Here is a 25914-nt window from a genome sequence, read left to right on the forward strand (position 1 = left end):
GCCCCGGACCGGCGGGCGGCGTCAGTCACGCGGGCGGCGGACGCGGGGAACGGGCTGGCCGCGGCGGGCGGCCTCGGCCTCCAGCCGCTTGCGCAGCAGCCTGCCCTGGCCGAGGAACGAACGGCTGCGCTCCCGGCGGCTCCCCGCCAGGCTCCAGTCGTTGAGCGCCCGCTCGACCCGCACGCTCAGCCGCTCGCCCACGCCGGTGGCCCGCCCGACCAGCACGACGTTCTCCTGCCACTCCATGGCCGGGCCGTGCCGGTGGAAGGTCAGGCACACCGGCCCGTCGGCCGCCTGGACGCCCGCGGGCAGCCGCAGGTCGAAGCCCGCCTCGGTGCGTACGGCCGAGCGGGTGGGCACGGCCAGCGGCATGCCGTCGGCCACCATGGTGACGACGGGCTCGCCCAGGCGGGCGGCGCGGCCGGCGAACGGCCGCCAGTCCGCCGGCGGGGCCGACCGGCTCGGCAGCCGGGGGCCGGTGGGGGCGGGATCGGAGGCGGGCGCGGCGACGTCCGCGGGGCCCGTCCAGATCTCGGGCGTCCTGGCCAGGTCGCCCTCGGGCCACCAGACGATCCGCTCGGGGGTGACCTCCACCCAGATGCGGGCGAAGTACCAGCCCAGCCGCCTCACCAGGAACCACGGCATCCCGGCGAACCCGGCGCCGGTCTTGGCCAGCGACTCGCGGACGTACCGGTCGGTGCCGGCCTGCAGGTCCGCGTCGCGCACGGTCGCCCGGCCCTGCACCAGGACGACGGGCGCCCGGTCCGGCCCGCCCTCCGCGCCGGAGCACAGCAGCGCGACGCGCGGGTCCCGGCGGGCGCGCTCGGCCTTGTCGGGGTAGGTGAGCCCGGTGCTGACGTCGAGCGTGCCGCCCGCGCCGGCGTACGGCGTGACGGGCCAGGTGACGGGGCGGCCGTCGCGGGTGAGCGAGGCGTACGCGCAGACCAGGGCGCTGCCGAAGACCTCGGCCGCCCGGCGCGGCGAGACGGTGGGTGCGGATGCGGTCATCACGGCTCCAGGATCAGGTCGGCGGGGGTGGTGCCGTACAGGCGGGTGAAACGCCGCCGGTAGGCCGGCCACCAGAACAGGCGGAACATCAGCCGGGCCACGACCGGCAGGTCCGCGTACGACGCCGCGAGCAGGCGGGCGTCGGCGCTGGAGGCGAGCCAGCCGAGGATGACGGGGACCCGGCGGCGGCCGAAGTCGTCCATCGCCTGGCGCCGGTCGGCCTCGACGTCGGCGGGGGTGAGGTGGGCGAGCATGAGCGGCACGGCGACCCGCTCCTCGTGGTCGAGGTGCTCGTTGACGAGCTCGTGCAGCCGCCCCAGGACGGGCGCGCGCCCGGCCAGGGGCGCCCCGCGGTCGGCGGCGGCCTCGATCAGCGGGTCGAGCAGGGAGTGCTCGGACTCGAGCTCGGCCAGCGCGTCCGCCGCCTGCGGGGCGCGGCCGGTGAGCTTGGGCCACAGAGTGGCGTCCTCGTGCGAGTGGTGGGCGTGCAGCATGTCCAGCACGAGCGCGAGCTGCTCCGCCAGCAGCTCCTCGTGCGCGTCGTCACGCGGGTCGCCGCACGCCTCGGCCAGGCGGCCGAACTCGGCGCGGAAACCGGCGTGCATCATCAGGAAGCCGGTCAGGTGTTCTGGTGTGATCATCAGTCTGTTCCCTCACGTGTCGGGAACAGCGTGCGCGCCGGGCCTCTACGTGCACTTGGCGAGCGCTTGGCGGGCCCTTGTCAGCCAGTAGGCCGCACCGGCCCGCTCCAGCTGGCGCACCGCCTCGCGCAGGTGGGCCCGGGCCCCCTCGCGGTCACCGAGCGCCAGCAGCGCCTCGCCCAGGTGGCCGTCGTACGCGCCGTCGACGGTGGTGCACGCGCCGTTCACGTGCAGCAGCCCGGCGAACGGGCGGAAGGCGTCGTAGACCTCCCGGACGACGTCGGCCTCGCCGAGCCGGATCGCCGCGTGCAGCCGGCACATGGCGGCCATCGCCCAGTGGTAGTCGCGCGGCGGCATGGGCGTCTCGCGCAGGATCCGCCGGGCGCGCTCGGGCTCGCCCAGCTCCGCCAGCGCGTACGCCAGGGCGTAGGCGGGCCCCGCCAGGCCGGTGTGCCGGGCCATCTCCTCGATCCAGGCCGCCTCCTCGCCCAGGCGGTCCTCCTGGATGATCGTCTCGGCCCGTCCGCCGAGCATGCTGAGCTCGAAGTAGGCCAGGTCGGCGAACGACAACATCGCCCTGACGGGCTCGAAGTGCCGGGCCGGGTCGGGGACACCCTGGAACAGGTCGAGCCCCACGTGCGCCACCGCGGCCTGCAGCGCCAGCGTGGGATTGTGCAGGTCGCGCAGCAGCGTGCCGATCTCCGCCAGCAGGTCGCGGGCCTGCGGCACCCTGCCGTGCTCCACGTGATGGCCGACGAGGTGCAGCTGCGCGATCACCCTGAGCTGGGGCGACAGGTCCGGCTCGGCCAGCAGGCGGCGGGCGGTCCCGGCGCGCTGCTCGACGAAGTCCTGTCCCTGCAGCGCGATGAGCCGCAGGTGCAGGACGCGCCGCAGCAGGGCGGGGTCCTCCAGGCGCTCGGCCGCCGCCACGGCCCGCGAGGAGACCGCGCCGACCTCGTCCTCGCGGCCGGTCTGGGCGAGCACGACGGCCCTGACGGCCTGCGCCGTCGCCCAGGCCGGGCCGGACGGCGGCAGCTCGCGCGCGGCCCGGTCCGCCGCGTCGCGTACGGCGGCCACGTCGACGCCGTACCGGAAGGGCACCCAGATGCCGTGGCCCATCGCGATGTCGGCGGCTCTGACGGCTTTGTCCAGGTCGTCGCCGGCCATGGCGAGCGCCTGCTCGACCGCCTCGTACCCCTCGTCGAACCGGCCGGCGGCGTAGCGGCTCTCCGCCAGCCCGACGGCCAGCTCGAACCGCTCGGCCGCGCTCGCGCCGGCCGGCTCGGCCGCCGCCAGCGCCTCCTGCCAGGACACGGCCGCGTCGTCGGGCGCGTGCCGGCGCTGGGCCGCCCGCGCCGCGCGGGCCGCGTAGTCCATCGCCATGCGGGCGGGCTCCGCGCCCAGCTCCGCCGCCGCCAGCCAGTGCCGCGCGATCACCGCCGCGCGGTCGTCGCGGTCGCCGTGGTCGCCGCGGTCGCCGTGCACGGCGGTGAGGGCGGCCGCCACCTGCTCGTGCACCCGCGCCCGCCACAGCCGTGACCGGCGCGACAACAACGCGTCGGTCACCAGGGCGTGCGCGAACTCGTAGCCGCCCAGCCGGTACGACGACTCCCGGACCAGCCCCGCGCCGAGCGCCGCGTCGAGCGACGGCAGCAGGTCGCCGACCGTGCCGCCGGCGACCCGGGCCAGGACGACCGCCTCGAACTCGTCGCCCATCACGGCGGCCAGCTCCAGCACGCGGGACGCCTCCTCCCCCAGGCCCGCCACCCGGTGCAGCACGACGTCCAGGACGCCCTGCGGCAGCCCGTCGCCCGCGCGGGCCAGCTCGGCGAGGAAGAACGGGTTCCCGGCGGTGCGCCGGCGCAGCTCCTCGGCCCCGTGGCCGCCCGGATCGCGGCCGGACAGCTCCTTGACCAGCGCGCGGACCTCCTCGGTGGCCAGCCCGTCCAGCCCGAGCCGGCGCGCGCCGAGCCGGGACAGCGCCGACAGCGTGGCGGTGAGCGCCGACGCCTCGTGCCGCCGGAACGTCGCCACCAGCAGCAGGCCCGGCCGGGCGGTGGCGGCCACGTGGACCAGCAGCCGCAGCGTGGCGTCGTCGGCCGCGTGCAGGTCCTCCAGCACGACCACCGCCGGGCCGACCGCGGCCAGGAACGTGCCGACGGCCTCGAAGAACCGCAGCCGCGCCCCCTGGGCGTCGGACGCCGGGACCGCCTGCGGACCGCCCGACAGGAACGTGCCGACCTCGCCGGGCAGGGCGGCCTGCGGGGCCGCGGCGGCGAGGTCGCGCAGGACGCGTTCCCAGGGCCACAGCGCGGGCGCGGTCTCGTGGTCGGGGCTCGCCCCCCAGCCGACCGGCACGCCGACGGTCGCGCGGAACCGCCTCAGCAGGCTCGTCTTGCCGACGCCCGGCTCGCCGTCCACCAGCACGACCTGCCCGGCGGCGGACGCCGCCCCGGCCGCCTCGGTCAGGAACGCGAGCGCGCTCTCCCGGCCGACGAACACCGGCTGGTCCGGCGCGGGCTCGCCGGCGCCGGGCGCCGCCGCGCGCACCGGCGTCCGCGGCGGCCTGGGGTGCGGGGTGGGCAGCGGGGACGGCGGCGGGGACGGCGGCGGGGACGGCAGCGGGGTGGCGGGACGGCCGGACGGTAACAGCGCGGCGTCCTGGCGCAGCACCGCGGCTTCGAGCTCGCGCAGCCGCGGACCCGGGTCGATGCCCAGTTCCCCGGCGAGCACGTCGCGCACCCCGCGCAGGCATTCCAGGGCCGCCGCCTGCCGCCCGGCGCGGTAGTGGGCCAGCACCAGCAGTTCCCAGGCCCGCTCGCGCAGCGGGTGCTCGCGGACGAACGGGTCCAGCCGCGCGACCACGTCCGTGTGGCGGCCCAGGTCCAGCAGGGCCGCGGCCAGCGCCTCCACCGCGTCCAGCCGTACCTGCTCCAGGCGGCCGATCTCCGGTTGCACCCACTCCTGGGCGCGCACGTCCGCGTACGGGTCGCCGCGCCACAGGCCGAGCGCCTCGGCGAGGTCGGCCGCCGCCTGCTCGTGCCGTCCCGCGGCCAGGTGGGCGGAGCCGGCCGACACGAGCGCGCCGAAGTCCGCCGTGTCGAGGACGAGCCCGCCGGTCATCAGGCCGTAGCCGTCGGCGGCGCTGACCAGGACGGCCGGGGTCGCGCCCGGCCGCCGGTCGGGCTCCAGCCGGCGGCGCAGGTTGGAGACGTACACCTGCAGGCTGCCCTGGACGCTCGGCGGCGGGTCGCCGGCCCACAGCCGGTCGGCCAGCAGGTCGGCGGGGAGCACGCGACCGGCGTGCATCGCGAGGAGGGCGAGCAGGGCCCGCTGCTTGGGCGGCCCGACCGGTACGGCCTGCCCGGCCACGACGAGTTCCATGGGCCCGAGGACGTTCAGCCGCACGCGCCCATGGTAGGGGCCGCCTTTCAACCGGTCCAGACGCGACATTCACGACGCCGGCCGGCCGACCCGGAACGGCTGCCGCGCCCGGGCCGGCACGCTTCTACCGCGCCCGAGTCGGCACGCTGCGCCGGGCCCGGGCCGGCCTTGGCGCCACCGGCTCAGGCCGGGCCGGGCCGGTCGAGCGCGGCGAGCTTGGCCGGGTCGACGACGATGTGGATGCCGGTGATCCGGCCGCCGGTGACGGTGAAGGCGATGGCGGACAGCGGGGTCCCGTCGGCGCGCCAGGACAGGTGGCCGGGGAGCCCGTCCACCAGCACGGGCCGCTGCCCGGCGACCTCGCCGGAGAACATGCGGGCTCCGGCGGCGACGGCGGTGGCGCCGAGGGTGACCACCACGCCGCCGGGGGTGTCCACGGTCAGCTTCACGTCCGGGGCGAGGACCCGCAGCAGCGCCTCGAAGTCGCCGCCGAGTGCGGCGGCGCGGAAGGCGTCCACGGCCTCCCGGTGCTCGCGGCCGGGGCCCGCCGCCCGGTCCGTGGACCGGACCTTGCGGCGGGCGCGGCTGGCGATCATCTTGGCGGCGTCGGCGGACCTGCCCAGGATGTGGCCGATGTCCTGGAACGGGACCGCGAACAGGTCGTGCAGGACGAACGCCAGCCGCTCGCTCGGGGTGAGCGAGTCGAGCACCACGAGGAGGGCGAGGCCGACCGAGTCGGCCAGCGCCGCCTGCTCGTCCGGCGTGGGCTCGCCGTCGGGCGTCGCCAGGAGGTCCGTGAACTCCTGCCCGTACGCCGTCTCGGGATGGGTCTGGCGGGATCGCAGCAGGTCCAGGCTGATGCGGCCGACCACGGTGGTCAGCCAGCCCGCCAGGTTGCCGATGGCCGACACGTCCTGACGGACCAGCCGCATCCAGGCTTCCTGGACCACGTCCTCGGCGTCGGCGTGCGAGCCCAGCACGCGGTACGCGACGGCGCGCAGCCGGTCGCGCTGGGCCTCGAACGCCTCGGCCACCGGGCCGGACGGGTGCACGGTCACGGCCTGCGCTGCTGACGGATGGAGATCCGGTTGCCGTCCGGGTCCACCGCCTCGGCGCGGACGCCGAACGGGTAGTCCACGGGCTCGGACTCCTCGAAGGTGACGCCCCGCCCGCGCATGACCTCGAAGTCCTTGCGCAGGTCGTCGGATTCCAGGATCAGCGGGCCCGGCGCGCCGCTCCCGCCCGCGTCGCCCGGCTGCCCGGCGGCACTCGCATGCGACCACAGGAGGATCTGGACCGGGCTCCCGGGCACGCCGACGGTGAGGAAACGGCCGTCGGGCCCCCGGACGTCGATGCGCTTGTCCAGGCCGAGCCCGGCGGTGTAGAACTCCAGCGCGCGGTCCTGGTCGGTGACGTAGACCGTGGTGTACATGATGGTGGTCAGCATCCTGCTCTCGATTCACTCGTGGGTCTGACGACCGTTCGTTCTCGGTCGTCAGACCCATGACGAGTGGCGGCGGGAAAAGGTAACACGGCCGGTCCGGCCCGGCGGATTCCCAGCTTTACGGAACATGAAAACTCGTTCACGATCACTGCGAGGGGGTGCAGGCTCGATCAGAAGGGGGCCCTATGCGGCCTGGCAGACGATCCTTGGGAGCGGTTGGCCTCACCCTCGGATTCCTCACTCTGGCGTTGTTCCTCGCCGCGCTGGCGATCGGCCCGACCGGGAGGACGGCTCTGGCCTCCGTCCCGGCGGCGCACGGCGTCGCGCACGCGGCCGTCCCCGCGGCTGCTGTCTCCGGGGCGGCTGTCGCGGCTGTCTCCGGGGCGGCCGACGACGCGCCGCCGACCCGTCCCGGCGGGCTGCGGCCGTGCCCGGTGCCGTTCGCCGCCAACCCGACCGGCTACGCGTCCATCTGCTGGGCAGCCTCCTCCGACGACACGGGCGTCGCCGGGTACGACCTGTACCGCCTGGACCCGGATGGATTCGTCCTCGCCAGCAGCACGACCGGCACGATCGGCGGCTTCTCCGGCGAGCTGAACCGCCTCTACACGATGTACGTCGTGGCCAGGGACCTGGCGGGGCACCTCAGCCCGCCGTCCGCCCTGATCACGGTGCCGGCGACGCTCGGGATGACCCCGACCAGCTCGCCGACCCCGCTGCCGGGCGACCACGTGCCCCCGTCCAGGCCCACCGGGCTGCGCGACGCCTGCCTGCAGGACTACCCGGGCGTCACGTTCTGCTGGCAGCCGTCGACCGACAACGTGGCGGTGACGGCGTACGACGTGTACCGGGAGACGGCGACGGCGTACAGCAAGGTCGGCACGGTCCTTCCGCCGAGCCTGAACTTCGCCGAACCCGGCCTGGTCGTCGGGCAGCGTTACACGTACGTCGTGGTCGCCAAGGACGCGGGCGGCAACGTCAGCGTGCCGTCCGACCCGCTGTCCGCGCTGGCCAGGGAGGGGCTGCCGTCGCCCACCCCATCGTCGGGCGCGCCGTGCACGGTGACGTACCGGGCCACGACGGGAGGGCCGCGGCTGGACGCCGAGCTCGTCGTGCGCAACACCGGCACGGCTCCGGTCGACGGGTGGACGCTGACGGTCGACTACCCGGCGGCGGCCGCCGTGCGTCTCGTCTCGGGCTGGTCCGCGAACTGGACCCAGGCCGGTGCGGGGGTGGCCGGCGTGAACAAGCAGTGGAACAAGGTCATCGGGGTCGGCTCGCAGACCCAGGTCGGGTTCACCGCCACGTACGGCGGCGGCGCGCCGCCCTCGCCGGCGAGCTTCGCACTCAACGGCAAGACCTGCGCGACGGGCTGACGTTCCGGCTCGCAACCGCTCGGCGGGGACGACCACGGCGACCACCAGCCCTGCCCCGCCGAGCCAACCGGCCCGGTTCGTCCAGCCGCTTCAGGCGCGTAGGGCGTCGAGGAGGCGGGACAGCGCCGCCTGGGTGTCGGCCAGCTCGTCCGGGGCGGACTGCGCCAGCCACAGCGCGGCCTCGTTCATCGCCCCGGACAGCAGGCGGGCCAGCGGCGCGACCGGCTGGGCCGGGATGGCGCCGGCCGCGACGAGCGCGGCCAGCGCCTCGGTCAGGTGCCGGACGCTGGTGGCCTCGTCGATCGCCCGCCACTCGTTCCAGCCGAGCACGGCGGGGCCGTCGATCAGCATGATCCGCTGCACGTCGGGATCGGCCCCGGCCGCGACGAACGCCGCGCAGCCCGCCTTGAGCTGCGCCCACGGGTCGTCCTCGGCGTCGGCCGCCGCGGCCACCCGGTCGGCCACCTCGCGCTGCACCTGTTCCAGCACGGCCCGGAAGAGGTCGGGCTTGCCCTCGAAGTGGTGGTAGAGGGCGCCTTTGGTGACGCCGGACTCGCCGACGATCTCCGCCAGCCCCACCCCGGCATAGCCCCTGGTCGCGAACAGGCGCCGCGCCGTGGCGAGCAACGTGCGGCGGGTGCGTTCCTTCTGCTCCGTCCTGGTCACTGCGTCCCCTTTGACATACCGACGGTATCCCAAATAGTGTACGCCCACATACCGTTGGTACGTGAAACTGATGAGGAGGAACGCATGGAGCTGAGCAGCGTGTATCCGGTGGTGTGCACGGCCGACCTGGCCGCGTCGAAGGACTTCTACGTCCGGTTGTTCGGATATGAGGTGACCTTCGAGGCCGACTGGTACGTGAGCCTGCGCCGCGGACCGTACGAGCTGGCCCTGCTCGACCACCGCCACCCGACACTGCCCGCCGCCTACCGCCGTCCGGTCGCGGGGCTGCTGATCAACTTCGAGGTCGCCGACGTCGACGCCGAGTGGGAGCGCCTGGTCGGGCGCGAGGGGCTGACCCCTGAGCTGGCGCTGCGCGACGAGGACTTCGGCCAGCGGCACTTCATCGTCGCCGACCCCAACGGCGTCCTCGTGGACGTGATCACGCCGATCCCGCCCTCGCAGGAGTACGCGTCCCAGTACGCGCCCGAGTGAGACCGGCGCCGGGCGCTGGACCCGTCGTACGCGTACGTGAATCATGAAGGGGTGCGTACGGGTTTCGCCCACGAGGCGACGATCGTCATGGACGCGGACGGCGATGTGCGCGCCCCCGGCGCGGCGATCACCGTGGCGCTGTGCGGGCACTGGGAGCACGAGCCGCCCTGCCCGATCGCGGCGCACCACACGACCGCCGACCGGCGGGGCGACGTCGTCCGGGTGCGGGTCCTGTTCGCGGCCGAGGCGTCGGCCGAGGCCGACGTACGGGCCCGCATCGACGCCGCGCTGGCGCGGGGGACGCTCGACGGCCCGGACGGGGTCACCACCCGATGGCGGCTCCTGGACACTCGGCCCGGCCGCCCACGCGCGGCCGAACTGCCGCACCTCGAACGTCTCCAGCGCGGATGAAGCTCGCCGAATTACGGCGGCGGTCACGGCTCGGCGGCCCTCCTGATCGGTCCGGACAAGTACGCTGACCGCTGTTTCGCGCGAGAGTGAAGGAGCACCGATGACCGCCGATCCGACGATGGCCAGGATCGGCCAAGGGGTGGACCTACACCACCACCAAGGCCGGCCCGAAGCCGCTCGCGAATTGTTCGCGCAGATCTGGGACGACATCGGCGGCGAGCAGGGCGATCCGCTGCACGTCTGCGTTCTCGCCCACTCGATGGCCGACGTCCAGGACGACGTGCGCCAGGAGCTGATATGGGACCTGCGCGCGCTCGCCGCCGCCGACCAGGTCACCGACGAGCAGGTGGCACAGGCCGGGGTGGCGCTCCCGGTGGCGGCGCTGTACCCGTCGCTGCACCTGAACCTGGGCGAGTGCTATCGCAAGCTGGGCGATCCCGACCGCGCCCGCGACCACCTCGACCAGGCCCGAGCCGGGATCGACGCCCTGGCCGACGACGGATACGGCCGACTCGTCAGAGGCGGCCTGGACCGTCTGGCCAACCTACTGAATTCCAACAATTCTTCTGTCACCCCATCCACGAAACCCTGAACCGATTTTCCCAACACCATTTCGCACCAGAGCAATCCCCCCGAACCCCCAGAGCCCCTTCGGCGAATTCCTCAACAACGAGTCCTAATTCCCGAACGACAACGGCGCCCAATTACTTAAGACCACCACCCCACCCGAGCGTCTCGCCCCCACCCACGGCGGCCCAGCGGCCCGGAGGCCCAATGGCCCGGTGGTCCGGTGGCGAGGGCCGGGGAGTACGGGCAGACCGGGAGCGGACGCCCCCAGAGCGGACAGCCAGGAGCGAACGGGCCGGGAGCCGGGGCCGGGGAGCAGGGAGCGGGAGCGGGGAACTGGGGTCGGGAAGCTGGGGCCGGAGAGCTCGGAGCCGGGGACCTTTCCATGCCTCCAGGCCGCCCGGCGGGCCGAAGGTGTGCGCGGCCAGGGCAGCCAGACCGGGCGCGCCCACGTCAGGCGCGGCGAGAGTGGGCGCAGCGAAGGCACGCCAACCAGACACACCTCCACCAGTTCCCGGCAGAGCGACCGCCCCCATCCGACACGCTCGGACGGCGACGAACAGGCCCGCCCCGGCCGCCCAGACGACAACACCAGGACGGCCCGGGCCGACTCGGACGACAACACCCCGGCCACCCCAGCCGACTCAGACGACAATGGCCAGGCCCCCGGCCCCCGCCTATCGGAGATGAGCAGGACCGCACTGCCAGCTCGGACGACGATGAACAAGGCTGCCCTGCCAGCCCGGGCAGCGACGAGCGAGACCCGTGGCCGCCCGCCCGCCAAGCAGCTCCAGACCGACCACCGGACAGCGCGCTGGGCCGCCCTCCCAGACCATCCACCGCGCTGCCCACCAGACCGGCCGTCAGCCTGCCAGCCAGACGACCCCACGAAGTCGGCCGGCCTGGCGGCCACCACGCGCCAGCGCCCAAGAAGCCCGCCCAGGTGCCCGCCGTGCTGCGACCCACTAAAGGCCAGCTCGGAGGCATGGCCACCTCCTCCAGAGGACTCAGCACGCCAAAGCCCGGCGCGCCCCAGCAACGGCTCATCGACGTCGCTGTCGAACACGGCGACGCTCGACCCGGCCACGCCACCCACCCCCACCTCACCGCACTCCATCGCACTGCCCCGCCGAGCCGCCCCACCCCGACATCCCGGTCCAGCCGTACGGTCGCCACGCCGTCCAACGTCCCCGCCCCGCCGTACCGCTCGATCGCCGTCGGGCCGCACCCCGCCGCGCCCTCTTGCTGCACTGCCCCCCCTTGCCTGCCACCCGACCACGCCCCCTCACCTGTGCCGCGCCGCCCAACGTCCCAGGGCCGCCGTTCCGCCCGATCGCGCCGCCGGGCCGCACCGCCCAACCGGCCGCACGCCCCGCCGCCTGGCCTCTGCCGCGCCGCCCAACGTTCCCGCCGTACCGCGTGACCGCAGCGCCACCGCGCCACCGGCCGGGCACCCCGCTGCCTCACCTTGTCGCGCCGCCCGGCCATGCCGCCCGTCCGCTCTCTACCGGCGCCCCCTCGCACCGCCACCCGGCCGCAGGTTTCCTCCGCCAAATGTCCGACCTCGTTCGCGCCGACCACCAGCCCGGTCGGACCCTAGCCGCCATGAACCCTCGGACGCCCCCGGCCCTCTTGCCCTTTCCTGAGGAGGCTCGGCACCCGAGGCCCTCGTCGGCGCCACACCTCCACCACGCCAGCACCCCCGCACCAGCACCAGCACAGGACGGAGACCATCGGCAGGCCCAAACAAGGAACGCCACCCCCACGGAACGGGTGTTCTTCCGCCGGCCGGGATCACGAATTCGCCACCCGGCGATCAGCCACTACACAGGGTCACAGAATCCCCTGGAGTTTGACCGGAAAACCTTACGGGACGTCATTCACGCTGACGGCCAACTCCGCCCCGGAAAGCACTCGACAAAGCGATCATGCGGATTATGCTTCATCGCGCAATTTGTACGTATTTGCCGCCAATCGCGGTGGGTTTTACGGGGAGACACCATGACCGACGACGTGAAAGGCCCGGGGGCCGGCACACGCGTTCACGAGGCCATATCCATCCAAACCAGGAAAAGTCCCGACAGCATCGCCGTCATAGCCGGCACCACCCGCCTCACCTACGCCGAGCTGGACCGCAGGGCCAACGGCATCGCCCACACGCTGCTCGACCGCGGCATCGGACGCGGCCACCACGTCGGCGTCTGCCTGGAACAGGGCGAATGGCTGCTCCCGGCGCTACTCGGCGTGTGGAAGGCGGGCGCGGCCTACGTGCCGCTCGACCCCGCCTACCCCGCCGAGCGCTTACGGTTCATGGCCGCGAACGCCGAGGTCACCGCCGTGCTCTCCGCGACGGCGCTGGCCCCGACGGCCGCCCTCACCGGGGCGGAGGTCGTCCACGTCGATGACGTCGCGCCGCGCGAGGACGCGCCCGGCGTCGCGGGAGACGCCGCCGACGCCGCGTACGTGATCTACACCTCCGGCTCCACCGGGACGCCCAAGGGCGTGGTCGTGGAGCACCGCAACACCATGAACTTCCTGGCCTGGGGCGCGTCGGCGTACACCGCCGAGGAGCTGGGCGGCATGCTGGCCAGCGCGTCGATCTGCTTCGACGCCTCGATCATGCTGCTGTTCGTCCCGCTCGTCGCCGGCGGCACGGTGATCATGGCGGAGAACCTGCTGGCGCTGCCGTCCCTGCCCGCCCGCGACGAGGTGACGACCGTGTTCGGCGTCCCGTCCGCGCTGTCGGTGCTGCTGCGCGACCCGCTGCCGGCCGGGGTGCGGACGGTGGTGTCGGGCGGCGAGCCGCTGACCGCCGCGCTGATCCGCCAGATCTACGCCAACCCGAACGTCCGGCGCGTCCTCAACATGTACGGCCCGACGGAGTGCAGCACCGCCTGCACCTTCTTCGAGGCGGGACGCGACTTCGACGGCGCGCCGCCGCTCGGCGAGCCGCTGGCCGGCGCCGTGCTGTCGGTGCGCGACGCGCACGGCCTGCCCGTCCAGGACGGCGAGCTGGGCGAGTTGTGGATCGGCGGCCCCGTGGTGGCCCGCGGATACCTCGGGGTGGACTCCCCCGCGTTCGGCTCCGGCCCGGACGGCGGCCGCGTCTACCGCAGCGGCGACCTGGTCCGCCGGGTGGACGGCGAGCTGCGCTACGCGGGCCGGGCCGACGACCAGGTCAAGATCCGCGGCATCCGGGTCGAGCTCGGCGAGGTGGAGGCCGTGCTGGGCGGCCACCCCGCGGTACGGCGGGCCGTGGTGCTCACGCAGACCGGCGACGACGGGGCCGCCCACCTGGTCGGCCATGCCGCCGCGACTGGGGTGAGCGAGCCCGAGCTGCGCGAGTGGCTGGGCGACCGGCTGCCCGGCCACCTGGTCCCGGCCCGGATCGGGATCAGCGAGACCCTGCCGCTGGCCCCCACCGGCAAGGTGGACCGCGCCGCCCTGCCGAGGCTCGGCTCCACGCGGCTGGTCGCCGCCGCGCCGGTCGCGCCGAGGACCGACGACGAGCGCCTGGTGGCCGACGTCATCGCCGAGGTGCTCGGCCTCGACGGGATCGGCGTGCTGGACCGCTTCGCCGACCTGGGCGGGCACTCCCTGGCCGCGGTCAAGGTGGTGAACGAGCTGTCGCGCCGGCTGGGGCACACCGTGCCGCCGGCGGCGTTCCTGACCGAGCCCACGGCGGCCGGGCTGGCGTCCCGGCTGCGCGAGACCGTCCAGGAGCCGGTGCGGCGGGACGGCGGCCGGAGCACGTACCCGCTGACCGGCATGCAGCGCGAGTTCTGGACCCTGCGGCAGCTCCATCCGGGCAAGCCGGTCACCACCGTGTCGGTCCGGCTGCGGGTGAGCGGCCTGCGGGACGCGGCGCCGCTGCGGGCGGCGCTGGACGCCGTCGTGGCCCGGCACGAGGTGCTGCGCAGCACCGTCGCCGTGGGCGAGGACGGCGTGCCGTACGCCGTGACGCATCCGCCGGTTCCGGCGCCGTTCGCCGAGCACGGCCCAGGGGCCGACCCGGAGCGGGTGGCCAGGCGCGCGGGCGCGTACGTGTTCGACGTGGCGGACGAGGTGCCGCTGGTCCGGGCCGAGTTGTGCTGGACCGGCGAGGCGGCGGCCGAGCTCGTGGTCGTGACCGATCACCTCGCCTTCGACGGCGGCTCGGTCGGCATCCTGATGGACGAGCTGGCCGCCGGGCTGGCCGGACGGCCGGTGGCCGGGCCCGCCGTCCAGGTCGGCGACGTGGCCGTGCGCGAGCAGGAAGGGCATCCCGAGCTGCCGCGGCTGCGCGAGTTCTGGCAGCGGGAGCTGTCGGGCGCGCCGGTGACGCCTCCGGCGCCCGCCGACCTGACGGCGGCGCGGGTGACCAGGCCGCTGCCGGAGGAGTTCGTGGCCGGCGTGTCCGCGCTGGCCAGGCGGTGCGGCGCGACCCCGTTCGCGGTCTACCTGGCCGGGCTCGCCCTGGCCGGCGCCGAACCGGACACGCTGATCGGCGCGGTCGCGGCGCGCCGCGCGGGCGCCGAGCTCGCCGGGGTCGTCGGCCCGCTGGTCGACACCGTGCCGGTACGGCTGCGGACCGGTGACGCCGCGACCTTCCGCGACCTGGTGCGCCAGGCCGCGGACGCCACCACGCGGGCGCTGATCCACCAGGAGATCCCGCCCGCCGAGCTGCCCCGCGCCGCCGTGCTGCTGGCCATGCAGCACAGTGAGGTCCCCGTGCGCGTGGACGGCCTGGAACTGCTCACCGAGCTCGGTTCGGGAGCCGCCGGCCACGAGCTCAGCGTGCTGGTCAACCGCACGGCGTCCGGCGGTGAGCTGCACCTGGAGTACGCCACCGCCCTGCTCGGCCGGGACCGCGCCGAGGCGTACGTGGACCGCCTGATCGCGCTGCTCCGGCACGCCATGACGGACCCCGGCCGCGAACTGGAGCTCGTCACCCCGGACGAGCGGGCCGCGCTGCTGGCGCTGGCCGCCGGGCCGGACCTGCCGCGACCGCTGCCGACCGTGCCGCGGTCGATCGCGGCCCACACCACGGGAACGGCCGTGGTCGGCCCCGACGGCACGTCGCTGAGCTTCGCCGACCTGAACGACTGGGCCGACCGGGCGGCGGCGACGCTGCTGGAGCACGGCGTGGCGCCCGGGGACGTCGTCGGCGTCTGCCTGCCGCGCGACCAGCTGATGCCCGCCGTCCTGCTGGCGGTGTGGCGGGCGGGCGCGGCCTACCTGCCGATGGATCCCGAGCACCCGGCCGAGCGGCTGCGGCTGCTGGCCGAGGACGCCGGGGCCGGCGTCGTGCTCGCCAGGGGCGGCGTGCCGGGGCTCGACGTCCTGGACCTCGACCGGCTGGCGCTCGACGGCCGCGCCGAGCTGCCCGAGGTCCGGCCCGGCGACCTGGCGTACGTGATGTACACCTCCGGCTCGACCGGCACGCCCAAGGGCGTCGAGGTCACCCACGCGAACCTGGCCGCCCTGGTGGCGGGCACGGCGGCCGCGCTGCGCCTGGGCCCGGACGACGTGCAGCCGGCCGTGGCGCCGCTGACGTTCGACGCCGCGGCCTCCGAGCTGTGGACGGTCCTGACCTGCGGCGGGACCAGCGTGGTGGTGGACAGGGCCACCGCCAGGGACGGTCACGCGCTGGCCGAGGCGGCCGCCAAGGCCACGGTGCTCGACCTGGTGCCGACGGCGTACCGGATGCTGATCGAGGCCGGCTGGACGGGCGACGCGGAGCTGCGCGCGGTCACCGGCGGCGAGGCGCTGGACCCGGGCCTGGCCGCGGAGATCCTGGCGCGGGCCGGCGAGTTGTGGAACGCCTACGGCCCCACCGAGGCCACCGTCACCTCGACCATGCACCGCGTGTCCGCCGGCGAGCCCGGCCCGGTGCCGATCGGCTCGCCGATGCCCGGTGAGCGGGCCTACGTCGTCGACTCGCGGCTGCGGCTGCTGCCGCCGGGCGCGGTGGGCGAACTGCTGCTGGGCGGCGCGGGCGTGGCCCGGGGATACCGGAACCGTCCGGGTCTGTCCGGATTCGTGGAGGATCCCTTCGTCCCCGGCGGCAGGTGTTACCGGACGGGGGACCTCGCGCGCCGGCGGCCCGACGGGACCCTGGAGTTCCACGGCCGCCGCGACCATCAGGTGAAGGTCCGGGGCTACCGCATCGAGCTGGGCGAGGTCGAGGCCGTGCTGCACGAGGTGGCCCAGGGCGCGGTGACCGTGTCCGGCGCGGGCGCCCAGGCCCACCTGGTCGGCTACGTCACGCCCGAGACGGCCGATCCGGCGGCGGTGGAGCGACATCTGCGCGCCCGGCTGCCCGACCACATGGTGCCGCGGCGGTGGGTGGCGCTGGCCGCGCTGCCCACCCTGTCCAGCGGCAAGGTGGACCGGGACGCCCTGCCCGAGCCCGGTGACGGCCCGCAGGCCGAACGGGTCGCGCCCGACTCCGACGCCGAGATCATGGTCGCCTCGATCTGGGCGGCGGTGCTCGGCCGTCCGGCCGTCTGGGCCGACGACGACTTCTTCGCCCTGGGCGGCAGCTCCTTCGCCGCCACCCGCGTGGCCGGACGACTCCGCGAGGTCCTGCGGCTCGCCGTGCCGGTGCGGCTGCTCTTCGACCGTCCGGTGCTCGCCGACTTCGCCGCCGGCCTGGAAGAGCTGCTGCTCGCCGACCTGACGGACGGGGTGGAGGCATGACCGAGGTGCAGCGGGACCGGGTCGCCGACCTGCTCCGTTCCCGGCTCGCGGCGGCGCGGGCCGCGGCCGAGACCCTTGAGGAAGCCGCTCCGGCGGGCATCCCGGCGCTGTCGGCCGCGGACATGCCGCTGTCCCCGCTCCAGGAGCGGCTGTGGTTCCTGGCCCAGCTGGAGCCGGACTCCCCCGCCTACAACGTGCCGCAGGCGCTGCGGCTGCGCGGGCCGGTGGACCTCGACGCCCTCACCGGCGCGCTGGCCGACGTCGGTGAGCGGCACTGGGTGCTGCGCGGCGTCGTCGAGGGCCGGCGGGTGCGGCCGGCCGCCGGCGTGCCCGTCAGCGTGGTGGAGGTGACCCCCGGGTCGCTGGAGCGGGAGCTGCGGGCCGAGGCCTGGCGGCCCTTCCGGCTGGACGCCGAGCCGCCCATGCGGGCCACGGTGTTCCGGCTCGGCGCCGACGATCACGTGCTCGTGCTGGTCCTGCACCACATCGTCACCGACGCCTGGTCGGAGCAGGTGCTGCTGCGCGACCTGTCGGCGCTGTACGCGGCCCGGCTCGGCGCCGGCCCCCGGCCGGAGCCCCCGGCCCTGCAGTACGCCGACGTCGCCGCCTGGGAGGCCGGCCAGAACGCGCACGAGACGGCCGGCGAGAGCGACCTGGACTGGTGGACGCGGCGGCTGACCGGGCTGGCCCCGGTGCTCGACCTGCCCACCGACCGGCCCCGTCCCGCCGTGCCGGCCTGGAGCGGGCGCACGGTCGGCTTCGAGGTGCACGGGGGGCTGGCGGCCAAGGTGCGGGCCACCGCCGGGACGACGCCCTTCATGGTCTTCCTGGCCGGGCTGCAGGCGCTGCTGGGCCGGTTGGCCGGCAGCGACGACATCGCGGTGGGCGTCCCGCACGCCGGGCGGCACCATCCCGACACCGAGGGCGTGGTGGGCTGCTTCCTCAACACCCTGGTGCTGCGTACCGACGTCGGCGGCGACCCCACCGGGCGCGAGCTGCTGGCCCGGGCCCGCACGACCGCTCTGGACGCCTTCGCCCACAGCCGCACGCCGTTCGAGCGGATCGTGGAGCGGTTGCAGCCGGAGCGGAACCTGTCGGTCACCCCGCTGTTCCAGGTGATGCTGAACGTGTACGACAGCGTCACCCCGATGAGCCTGCCCGGGGTCGAGGTCGTGGCCGAGCGGCTGACGTCGCCGACGGCCAAGTTCGATCTGAACCTGACGCTGGAGGATCGCGGGGACGGGTTCGACGGCGTGCTCGAATTCCGCACCGACCTGTTCGACGAGGCGACCGTCCGCAGGCTGGTGGACTGGTACCTCACCCTGCTGGAAGGGATGTTGTCCGACCTGGACGCGCCGGTCGGCGCGGTGCCGCTGGAGCCCGTGACCGGGCCCGTCCTGGCCGGTCCCGCGCCCACGGACGCGCCCGGCCAGGCCGTGCACCACCTGATCGAACAGTGGGTGGACACCACCCCGGACGCGCCCGCCGTGGTCGGCGCGGATCGCAGCCTGTCCTATGCCGAGCTGGAGTCCTCCGCCAACCGCATCGCGCACTGGCTGATCGAGGCCGGGGTGCGCGCGGACGAGCCGGTCGGCGTGCTGCTGGAGTCCGGGGCTTCCCTGGCGTGCGCGCTGTTCGGCATCCAGAAATCGGGCGGCGGATATCTGCCGATGGATCCGACCTATCCGGCGGCACGCATCGCGACCATGCTCCACGCCGCCGGAGTCCGGGCCGTGATCACGATGTCGGAGTTCACCGACCGCCTCGGCCCGGACGTGCGGGTCCTGGAACTGGACCGACTGCCCGACCTGCCCGCCGATCGACCCCGCGTGGACGTCCGGCCCGAGCACCTGCACCACGTCATCTTCACCTCCGGCTCCACGGGGACACCCAAGGCGGTCGCCGCCGAGCACCGCAACGTGCTCAGCTACCTCACCGGGATGCTCCCCCGCATCGACGTCCCCGGCGGCTCGTTCGCCGTGGTCTCCACACCCGCCGCCGACTTCGGCCTGACCTGCGTGTTCGGCGCGCTGACCACCGGCGGGACGGTGCACCTGCTGCCGCGCGAGACCGCGATGGACCCGGCCGCGTTCGCCGACTACCTGACCCACCACCAGGTGGACGTCGTCAAATGCGTCCCCAGCCACCTCGAACTCCTGGCCTCCGGCGGCGACCTGGCGGCCGTCCTACCAGGCAGACTGCTCATCCTCGCCGGCGAAGCCTGCCCCTGGGACCTCGTCGAACGAGCCCAGAACGCCAGACCCGGCCTGCGCATCCAGAGCCACTACGGCCACACCGAATCCACCATGATCTGCCTGGTCTGCGACACCGACCAGATCCCCGCGGAACGCCGGACCGGGATCGTCCCGCTGGGCCGTCCCCTGCCGGGCGTCTACGGCCATCTGGTGGACTCGCGGCTGCGGCCGGTCCCGCCCGGCGTGCCAGGTGAGCTGGTCGTCGGCGGCCCGGGGGTGACCCGCGGCTACATCGGGCTGCCGGACCTGACCGCCGAACGCTTCGTCCCGGACCCGCTGACCGGCGACGAGCGTTGCTACCGCAGCGGCGACCTGCTCCGCCTCACCGCCGACGGGCAGATCGAGTTCCGCGGCCGGGTCGACGACCAGGTCAAGGTCCGCGGCTACCGGGTCGAGCTCGGCGAAGTGGTCACCGCCCTGCGAGCCCTCCCCCAGGTCTCCGAAGCCGTCGTCCTCCCGATCGGCGAGGGCAAGGCCAGGCAGCTCGCCGCCTGGGTCACCCCCGCGTCGGCGAACGTCCCGGCGGTCCGGTCGGCGCTGCGCGAACGGCTGCCCGACTACATGGTCCCCGCCCACATCGTCACCCTCGACCACCTGCCCCTCAACCCCAACGGCAAGATCGACCGAGCCGCCCTCCCCGAACCGCAGCAGGAGGCGGCGGCCTTCGTGCCGCCGAGCACGGCCGCCGAGCGACTGGTGGCCCAGGCGTGGGCCGAAGTGCTCGACGTGGACCAGGTGGGGGCGAACGACGACTTCTTCACGCTGGGCGGCCACTCCTTCGCCGCCACCCGGGTGGCGGGCCGCCTGCGCGAGCAGCTCGGCGTCGCCGTACCGGTGCGGCTGCTCTTCGAGCACTCCGTGCTCGCCGACCTGGCCGCCGCGCTCCCCCGCCCCGCCTCGGCGGCGGTGGCGCGACGCGAGCGCGTGGAGGGCCCGGCGCCGCTGTCCGGCGCCCAGGCCAGGCTCTGGTTCCTGGCCCAGCTGGAGCCGGACGGCACGGCCTACAACGTCCCGATGACCCTGCGGTTGCGCGGGCCGCTGCAGGCGGACGCGCTGCTGGGCGCGGTCCGGGACCTGGCCGAGCGGCACGAGGTGCTGCGCAGCGTGATCGTCGCCACCGGCGCCGAACCGGTCCTGGAGGTACGGCCGGCCGCGGAGGTGCCGGTGACCACCGTGACCATCGACCGTTCCCAGGTCGACCGGGCGGTGGCCGAGCAGCTGGCCACGCCGTTCGCGCTGGACCGGGAGCCGCCGATGCGGGCGGTCCTGTTCGTGGTGGACGACGCGGAGCACGTGCTCTCCCTCACCTTCCACCACATCGCCACGGACGCCTGGACGCGCGGCCTCCTGCAGTCGGAGCTGTCGGCGCTGTACGCCGCCCGGCTGGGACTGCGCCCGCCCCCGGGCCCGCCGCCCGCCCAGTACGCGGAGGTGGCGCCCGTCCCGGCCCTGGCCGATCTGGACTGGTGGGCGGAACGGCTGCGGGGGCTGCCGCCGGTGCTCGACCTGCCGACGGATCGTCCTCGGCCCGCGGTGGCCGACCCGGCGGGGGCCTCGCTGGAGGTGGAGCTGCCGGCGGAGCTGGCGGCCAAGGTGCGGTCGGCGCCGGGCATGACGCCGTTCATGGTGCTGCTGGCCGGGTTGCAGGCGCTGCTCGCGCGGCTGTCGGCGGTCCACGACATCGCGGTCGGCGTGCCGGTCAGCGGGCGGGACCATCCCGACACCGAGGGCGTGGTGGGCTGCTTCATCAACACCGTCGTGGTCCGCGCCGACCTGGGCGGGGACCCGACCGGCCGGGAGCTGCTGGACCGGGTCAGGGAGGCCGCGCTGGGAGCGCTCGCCCACGCGGGAGCGCCGTTCGACCGGGTGGTGGACCGGCTGCGGCCCGAACGCAACCTGGCCGCCACCCCGCTGTTCCAGGTGATGCTCAACTACATCCCCGACCAGGGACGTCCCGAGCTGCCCGGCCTGGAGGCGACCTCCATCGAGCTCCCCGAGCGGACGGCGAAGTTCGACCTGGACCTGTACGTGCTCGACAGCGGTCCAGGATCGCCGCTGCGCGGCGGCTTCGGCTACCGCACGGACCTGTTCGACGAGGCGACCGTCCGCAGGCTGGTGGACTGGTACCTCGCCCTGCTGGACGGGATGTTGTCCGACCTGGACGCGCCGGTCGGCGCGGTGCCGCTGGAGCCGGTGACCGGGCCCGTCCTGGCCGGTCCCGCGCCCACGGACGCGCCCGGCCAGGCCGTGCACCACCTGATCGAACGGTGGGTGGACACCACCCCCGACGCGCCCGCCGTGGTCGGCGCCGACCGCAGCCTCACCTACTCCGAACTGGAGTCCTCCGCCAACCGCATCGCGCACTGGCTGCTCCAAGCCGGAGTACGCGCGGACGAGGCCGTCGGCGTGCTGCTGGAGCCCGGCGCCTCCTTGGCGAGCGCGCTGTTCGGCATCCAGAAGTCCGGCGGCGGATATCTGCCGATGGATCCGACCTATCCGGCGGCACGCATCGCGACCATGCTCCACGCCGCCGGGGTCCGGGCCGTGATCACGATGTCGGAGTTCACCGACCGCCTCGGCCCGGACGTGCGGGTCCTGGAACTGGACCGACTGCCCGACCTCCCGGAGACCAGGCCGGAAAGCGCGGTGCGACCGGAACACCTGCACCACGTCATCTTCACCTCCGGCTCCACCGGCACCCCCAAGGCGGTGGCCGCCGAACATCGCAACGTCCTGAGCTACCTCAACGGGATGCTCCCCCGCATCGACGTCCCCGGCGGGTCGTTCGCGGTGGTCTCCACGCCGGCCGCCGACTTCGGCCTGACCTGCGTGTTCGGCGCGCTGACCACCGGCGGAACCGTCCACCTGCTGCCACGCGAGACCGCGATGGACCCGGCCGCGTTCGCCGACTACCTGGCCGAGCACCGGGTGGACGTCGTCAAGTGCGTGCCGAGCCACCTGGAGCTGCTGGCCTCGGGCGGTGACCTGGCCGCCGTGCTGCCGCGCCGGCTGCTGATCCTGGCGGGCGAGGCGTGCCCGTGGGACCTGGTGGAACGAGCCCGCGCCGCCCGGCCCGAGCTCAGGATCCAGAGCCACTACGGCCACACCGAGTCCACGATGATCTGCCTGGTGTGTGACACCGAGGAGATCCCCGCCGACCGGCGGACCGGCATCGTGCCGCTGGGCCGTCCGCTGCCCGGCGTGTACGGCCACCTGGTGGACGCCGCAATGCGGCCGGTGCCGCCCGGCGTGCCCGGCGAGCTGGTGGTCGGCGGCCCCGGGGTCACCCGCGGTTACATCGGCCGGCCCGAGCTGACCGCCGAGCGGTTCGTCCCCGACCCGCTGACCGGGCAGGGACGCTGCTACCGCAGCGGCGACCTGCTGCGCCTCACCACCGACGGACAGATCGAGTTCCGCGGCCGGGTCGACGACCAGGTCAAGGTGCGCGGCTACCGGGTGGAACTCGGCGAGGTCACCACCGCGCTGCGGGCGCTGCCCCAGGTCGCCGAGGCCGTGGTGCTGCCCGTCGGCGAGGGCAAGGCCAGGCAGCTCGCCGCGTGGGTGACGCCCGCGACCGTGGAGGCCGCGGCCGTGCGCTCGGCGCTGCGTGAGCGGCTGCCCGACTACATGGTCCCGGCGCACGTCGTCGCCCTGGACCGGCTGCCGCTCAACCCGAACGGGAAGATCGACCGGGCGGCCCTGCCCGAGCCGGTGGCCGAGCAGGCCGCGTACGCGGCGCCCTCGACGCCGAACGAGGAGCTGGTCGCCGGGGCCTTCGCCCGGGTGCTCGGCGTCGAGCGGGTCGGCGCGGGCGACGACTTCTTCGCCCTCGGCGGCGACTCCTTCGCCGCCGTCCGCGCGGTCAAGGAGATCGGCCGCGGGCTGCGCGTGATCGACCTGTTCACCCGGCCCACCGTCGCCCAGCTGGCCGCCTTCCTCGGCCAGGAGAGCGGCGGCGGCCTGCTGCACCGCCTGGGCGGCGGCCGAGCCAGCGAATTCACGCTGGTGTGCGTGCCGTACGGCGGCGGGTCGGCGGCGGTCTACCAGCCGCTGGCCCAGGCGCTGGGCGACCGGGTGGAGGTGCTCTCGGTCGAGCTGCCCGGCCACGACCCCGCCAGACCCGACGAGCTGCCGCTGCCCCTGGAGGACCTCGTCGAGGCGTTGTCCGCCGAAGTGGCGAAGTCCTCGATCAGCCGTCCGGTGGCGGTGTACGGGCACTGCGTCGGCTCCGCGCCGGCCGTGGCGCTGGCCCGCAGGCTGGAGGCTGACGGCGTGCCGGTGCTGGGCGTGATCGCGGCGGGCAGTTTCCCGTCCGCCCGGCTGCCTGGCCTGGCCAGGAAGCTGTTCCGCGGCGACCGCCTGGTCTCCGACCGGCTGTTCCGCGACGCGCTGCGGGCGTCGGGCGGCCTGCTCGACGACATGGACGAGGCCGCCAAGGCGACCGCGGTGCGCGCGATGCGCCACGACTCCACGCAGGCGCAGGAGTGGTTCACCCGGGAGCTGGCCGCCGACGGCCCGCGGCTGGCGGCGCCGATCCTGTGCCTGGTGGGCGAGCGGGACCGGGCCACCCAGCTGCACGAGGAGCGCTACGCCGAATGGGGCGCCTTCGCGTCGAGGGTGGGGCACGCCGTGCTGCCCAGGGCCGGTCACTACTTCCTGCGCCATCAGGCCGAGCCGCTGGCCGCCCTGGTGTTCGGCCAGCTACGGCGCTGGTCGGACGGCGAGCTCCCGGATCCGGTGCGCCCGCCTGACCGGACCGGCCTGCGCTCCTTCTACACCGTCGCCGGCGGGCAGTTCGCGTCGGCGGTGGGCAACGCGCTCAGCGCCTTCGCGCTGGGCATCTGGGCCTACCAGCGCAGCGGCGAGATCCTGGACCTCGCGCTGGTCACGATGCTGGCGCAGATCCCGGCCGTGCTGCTCACCCCGCTGGGCGGCGCGCTGGCCGACCGGGTGGACCGGCGGCGGATCATGCTCGCCTGCGACGCCCTGTCCGGGCTGGCGATGGGGGCGCTGGTGCTGCTGATGGCGACCGGCCGGCTGGAGTTGTGGAACGTCTGTCTCATCGTCGCCGTCACCTCGATGGTCACGGCGTTCCATCAGCCCGCCTACCTGGCCGCGATCGCGCAGCTGGTGCCCAAGCCGTACCTGCCGCAGGCCAACGCCATGGCCAACCTGGGATTCGGCGCGGGCAACGTGGTGGCCCCGCTGGCGGGCGGGGCGCTGATCGGCCTGTTCGGGCTGTCGGCGGTGATCTCCATCGACGTGGCCACCTTCGCGATCGGCGTGGGGACGCTGCTCGCGGTCAGGTTCCCGAACCGGCTCTTCCACCGGCGGGAGGAGAGCTTCCGGGCGGCGCTGAGCGGCGGATGGCGCTTCATCCGCCGGCGGCGGCCGCTGCTGGTGATGGCGGTCTTCTTCGCGGTGGTCAACTTCTGCACCGCGCTGATGTGGGTGCTCATCACCCCGATCGTGTTGTCCATCGGCAGCTCGGCCGACCTGGGCGTGGTGACGGCCGCCGGCGGTCTCGGCGTGGCGGTGGGCACGGGCGTGATCCTGGTGTGGGGCGGCAGCCGCCGCCGGGCGACCGGCATGATCGCCTTCGTGATCGGCTCCGGGGTCGGTGTCGTCCTGATGGGCGCGTGGCCGGTCGTGGGGCTGGTCGCGGTGGGCCTGTTCGTCCGGCTGGCCTGCATGAGCATCGGCAACGCGCACTGGCTGTCGGTCATCCAGACCAAGGTGGGGCCGGACCTGCAGGGCCGGGTGCTGGCGGTGAACGTCATGCTGGCCACGGCCATGCAGCCGCTGGGCTTCCTGTCGGCCGGGCCGCTGGCCGAATGGGCGGAGCCGCTGACCTCCCGGCCGGGCGGCGGCGCCGCGGCGGTGCTGCTGGCCAGCGGCGTCCTGCTGGTGATCTGGGGCCTGCTCGGGCTGCGTCACCGGCCGCTGCACCACATCGAGGACCTCATCCCCGACGCGGCGCCGCCCTCGGAGGCCGCCGCCGACCTGAACGCGATCCAGGAGAAGGTGCTGAACGGATGATCTTGGTATCCGCGTCCGACGTGCGGGCCGCCGCGGCCCGCATCGCCCCGTTCGTCCGGCGCACGCCGCTGCTGCGGCTGCCCGGCGAACGCCTCTGGCTCAAGCCGGAGAACCGGCAGCCCACCGCCTCCTTCAAGGTGCGCGGCGCCGCGAACGCGGTGGCCCGGCTGGCCGGTCGGGGCATCACGCACGTCGTGGCCCAGTCCTCGGGCAACCACGCCCAGGCCATCGCCTACGCCGCCGCCCGGCACGGCCTGCGGGCCACCGTCGTCCTGCCCGACACCGCGCCGGAGCTCAAGGTGGAGGCGGCCCGCGGGCTCGGCGCCGAGGTGGTCATCGTGCCGCCGGCGCTGCGCGAGATCACCTGCCTGGCGCTGGCCGACCATCTCGGCGCGACCGTCGTGCGTTCCGACGACTTCGACGTGATCGCCGGGCACGGCAGCGCCGGGGCGGAGATCGTCCTCGACCTTCCCGAGGCGGGCACGATCCTGGTGCCCGTCTGCAACGGCGGCCTGCTGGCCGGCGTCGCGGTGGCGGCCAAGGCCGCCGACCCCGCGATCACCGTGATCGGCGTCGAGCCCGAGCTCGCCGCCGACGGCGCGGCCAGCTTCCGCAGCGGCGCCCGGACGGCCTGGCCGGTGGAGCTGACCTACCGCACCCGGGCCGACGGGTTGCGCGGCCCCGTCCTCGGCGAGCTGGCCTGGGAGCACATCCGGCGGCACGTGGACGACATGCTGACCGTTCGCGAGGACGACATCGACGCCGCCGCCGAGCTGCTGTGGGACCGGCTGGGCGAGCGCGCCGAGCCAAGCGGGGCCGTGACCACCGCCGCCTACCTGGCCCATCAGGCACTTCTGCCCGACGGGCCGGTGGTGGCGATCGTCTCCGGCGGCAACGTGGCGCCCGCCCTCCAGCCGGCGGCCCGGCAGGCGGAGTGACGCCGCCCTCGC

General features: G+C 74.8%; 13 protein-coding genes. 7 read left to right on the forward strand and 6 right to left on the reverse strand.

Annotation, left to right across the window (positions count from 1 at the left end; genetic code table 11):
• Positions 1–21 precede the first annotated feature (21 nt).
• From ACIBK9_RS34340 to ACIBK9_RS34360, 5 genes are all read right to left on the reverse strand, one after another.
• Complete coding sequence (locus tag ACIBK9_RS34340) at positions 22–1008, reverse strand: hypothetical protein (RefSeq protein WP_397162739.1); 987 nt, start codon at positions 1006–1008, stop codon at positions 22–24.
• The gene (locus tag ACIBK9_RS34345; RefSeq protein ID WP_397162740.1) at positions 1008–1649 is read right to left on the reverse strand and encodes a hemerythrin domain-containing protein; all 642 of its coding nucleotides are present in this window, start codon (positions 1647–1649) and stop codon (positions 1008–1010) included. Before ACIBK9_RS34345 ends, ACIBK9_RS34340 begins: the two co-directional genes overlap by 1 nt.
• A 45-nt stretch (positions 1650–1694) precedes the next feature.
• Positions 1695–5057 carry a BTAD domain-containing putative transcriptional regulator gene (locus tag ACIBK9_RS34350; RefSeq protein ID WP_397162741.1) on the reverse strand — a complete coding sequence of 1121 codons (3363 nt, stop codon included), beginning with the start codon at positions 5055–5057 and terminating at the stop codon, positions 1695–1697.
• Positions 5058–5215: 158 nt separating this feature from the next.
• The gene (locus tag ACIBK9_RS34355) at positions 5216–6091 is read right to left on the reverse strand and encodes a sigma-70 family RNA polymerase sigma factor (protein WP_397162742.1); all 876 of its coding nucleotides are present in this window, start codon (positions 6089–6091) and stop codon (positions 5216–5218) included.
• On the reverse strand, positions 6088–6480 hold the full coding sequence (locus tag ACIBK9_RS34360) for a VOC family protein (RefSeq protein WP_397162743.1): 393 nt from the start codon (positions 6478–6480) through the stop codon (positions 6088–6090). The genes ACIBK9_RS34355 and ACIBK9_RS34360 overlap by 4 nt, the downstream gene beginning before the upstream one ends.
• A 203-nt stretch (positions 6481–6683) precedes the next feature.
• Between ACIBK9_RS34360 and ACIBK9_RS34365 the strand changes: the two genes are divergently transcribed.
• Entirely contained in the window at positions 6684–7853 is a 1170-nt protein-coding gene (locus ACIBK9_RS34365) for a cellulose binding domain-containing protein (protein WP_397162744.1), read from the forward strand.
• A 90-nt stretch (positions 7854–7943) separates the two neighbouring features.
• On the opposite strand, the gene ACIBK9_RS34370 is transcribed toward ACIBK9_RS34365, so the two are convergent.
• Positions 7944–8519: a TetR/AcrR family transcriptional regulator gene (locus ACIBK9_RS34370; protein WP_352360008.1), complete on the reverse strand. Its 576-nt coding sequence runs from the start codon at positions 8517–8519 to the stop codon at positions 7944–7946.
• An 84-nt stretch (positions 8520–8603) separates the two neighbouring features.
• On the opposite strand from ACIBK9_RS34370, the gene ACIBK9_RS34375 reads away from it, so the two are divergent.
• The 6 genes from ACIBK9_RS34375 to ACIBK9_RS34400 all read left to right on the forward strand — a co-directional run bounded on the left by ACIBK9_RS34375 (position 8604) and on the right by ACIBK9_RS34400 (position 25902).
• A complete protein-coding gene (locus tag ACIBK9_RS34375; RefSeq protein WP_364342347.1) occupies positions 8604–9011 on the forward strand; it encodes a VOC family protein in 408 nt (135 codons plus the stop codon).
• Positions 9012–9062: 51 nt separating this feature from the next.
• Positions 9063–9422 (forward strand): hypothetical protein, encoded by a 360-nt coding sequence (locus ACIBK9_RS34380; protein ID WP_397162745.1) that lies wholly within the window; start codon positions 9063–9065, stop codon positions 9420–9422.
• A 100-nt stretch (positions 9423–9522) separates the two neighbouring features.
• A complete protein-coding gene (locus ACIBK9_RS34385) occupies positions 9523–10014 on the forward strand; it encodes a tetratricopeptide repeat protein (RefSeq protein ID WP_397162746.1) in 492 nt (163 codons plus the stop codon).
• Between the two features lie 1976 nt (positions 10015–11990).
• On the forward strand, positions 11991–16670 hold the full coding sequence (locus tag ACIBK9_RS34390) for an amino acid adenylation domain-containing protein (RefSeq protein ID WP_397162747.1): 4680 nt from the start codon (positions 11991–11993) through the stop codon (positions 16668–16670).
• Positions 16667–24964: an amino acid adenylation domain-containing protein gene (locus ACIBK9_RS34395; protein ID WP_397162748.1), complete on the forward strand. Its 8298-nt coding sequence runs from the start codon at positions 16667–16669 to the stop codon at positions 24962–24964. Before ACIBK9_RS34390 ends, ACIBK9_RS34395 begins: the two co-directional genes overlap by 4 nt.
• Positions 24961–25902 carry a threonine/serine dehydratase gene (locus ACIBK9_RS34400; protein ID WP_397162749.1) on the forward strand — a complete coding sequence of 314 codons (942 nt, stop codon included), beginning with the start codon at positions 24961–24963 and terminating at the stop codon, positions 25900–25902. Before ACIBK9_RS34395 ends, ACIBK9_RS34400 begins: the two co-directional genes overlap by 4 nt.
• Positions 25903–25914 lie beyond the last annotated feature (12 nt).

The sequence above is a fragment of the Nonomuraea sp. NPDC050227 genome, from assembly GCF_044459705.1.
In the GTDB taxonomy this organism is placed as follows: Bacteria; Actinomycetota; Actinomycetes; order Streptosporangiales; family Streptosporangiaceae; genus Nonomuraea.

Coding starts and splice junctions, on each gene's coding strand:
- ACIBK9_RS34375 (WP_364342347.1), top strand. CDS start 8,604: ATGGAGCTGAGCAGCGTGTATCCGGTGGTGTGCACGGCCGACCTGGCC.
- ACIBK9_RS34385 (WP_397162746.1), top strand. CDS start 9,523: ATGACCGCCGATCCGACGATGGCCAGGATCGGCCAAGGGGTGGACCTA.
- ACIBK9_RS34395 (WP_397162748.1), top strand. CDS start 16,667: ATGACCGAGGTGCAGCGGGACCGGGTCGCCGACCTGCTCCGTTCCCGG.
- ACIBK9_RS34340 (WP_397162739.1), bottom strand. CDS start 1,008: ATGACCGCATCCGCACCCACCGTCTCGCCGCGCCGGGCGGCCGAGGTC.
- ACIBK9_RS34400 (WP_397162749.1), top strand. CDS start 24,961: ATGATCTTGGTATCCGCGTCCGACGTGCGGGCCGCCGCGGCCCGCATC.
- ACIBK9_RS34390 (WP_397162747.1), top strand. CDS start 11,991: ATGACCGACGACGTGAAAGGCCCGGGGGCCGGCACACGCGTTCACGAG.
- ACIBK9_RS34345 (WP_397162740.1), bottom strand. CDS start 1,649: ATGATCACACCAGAACACCTGACCGGCTTCCTGATGATGCACGCCGGT.
- ACIBK9_RS34360 (WP_397162743.1), bottom strand. CDS start 6,480: ATGCTGACCACCATCATGTACACCACGGTCTACGTCACCGACCAGGAC.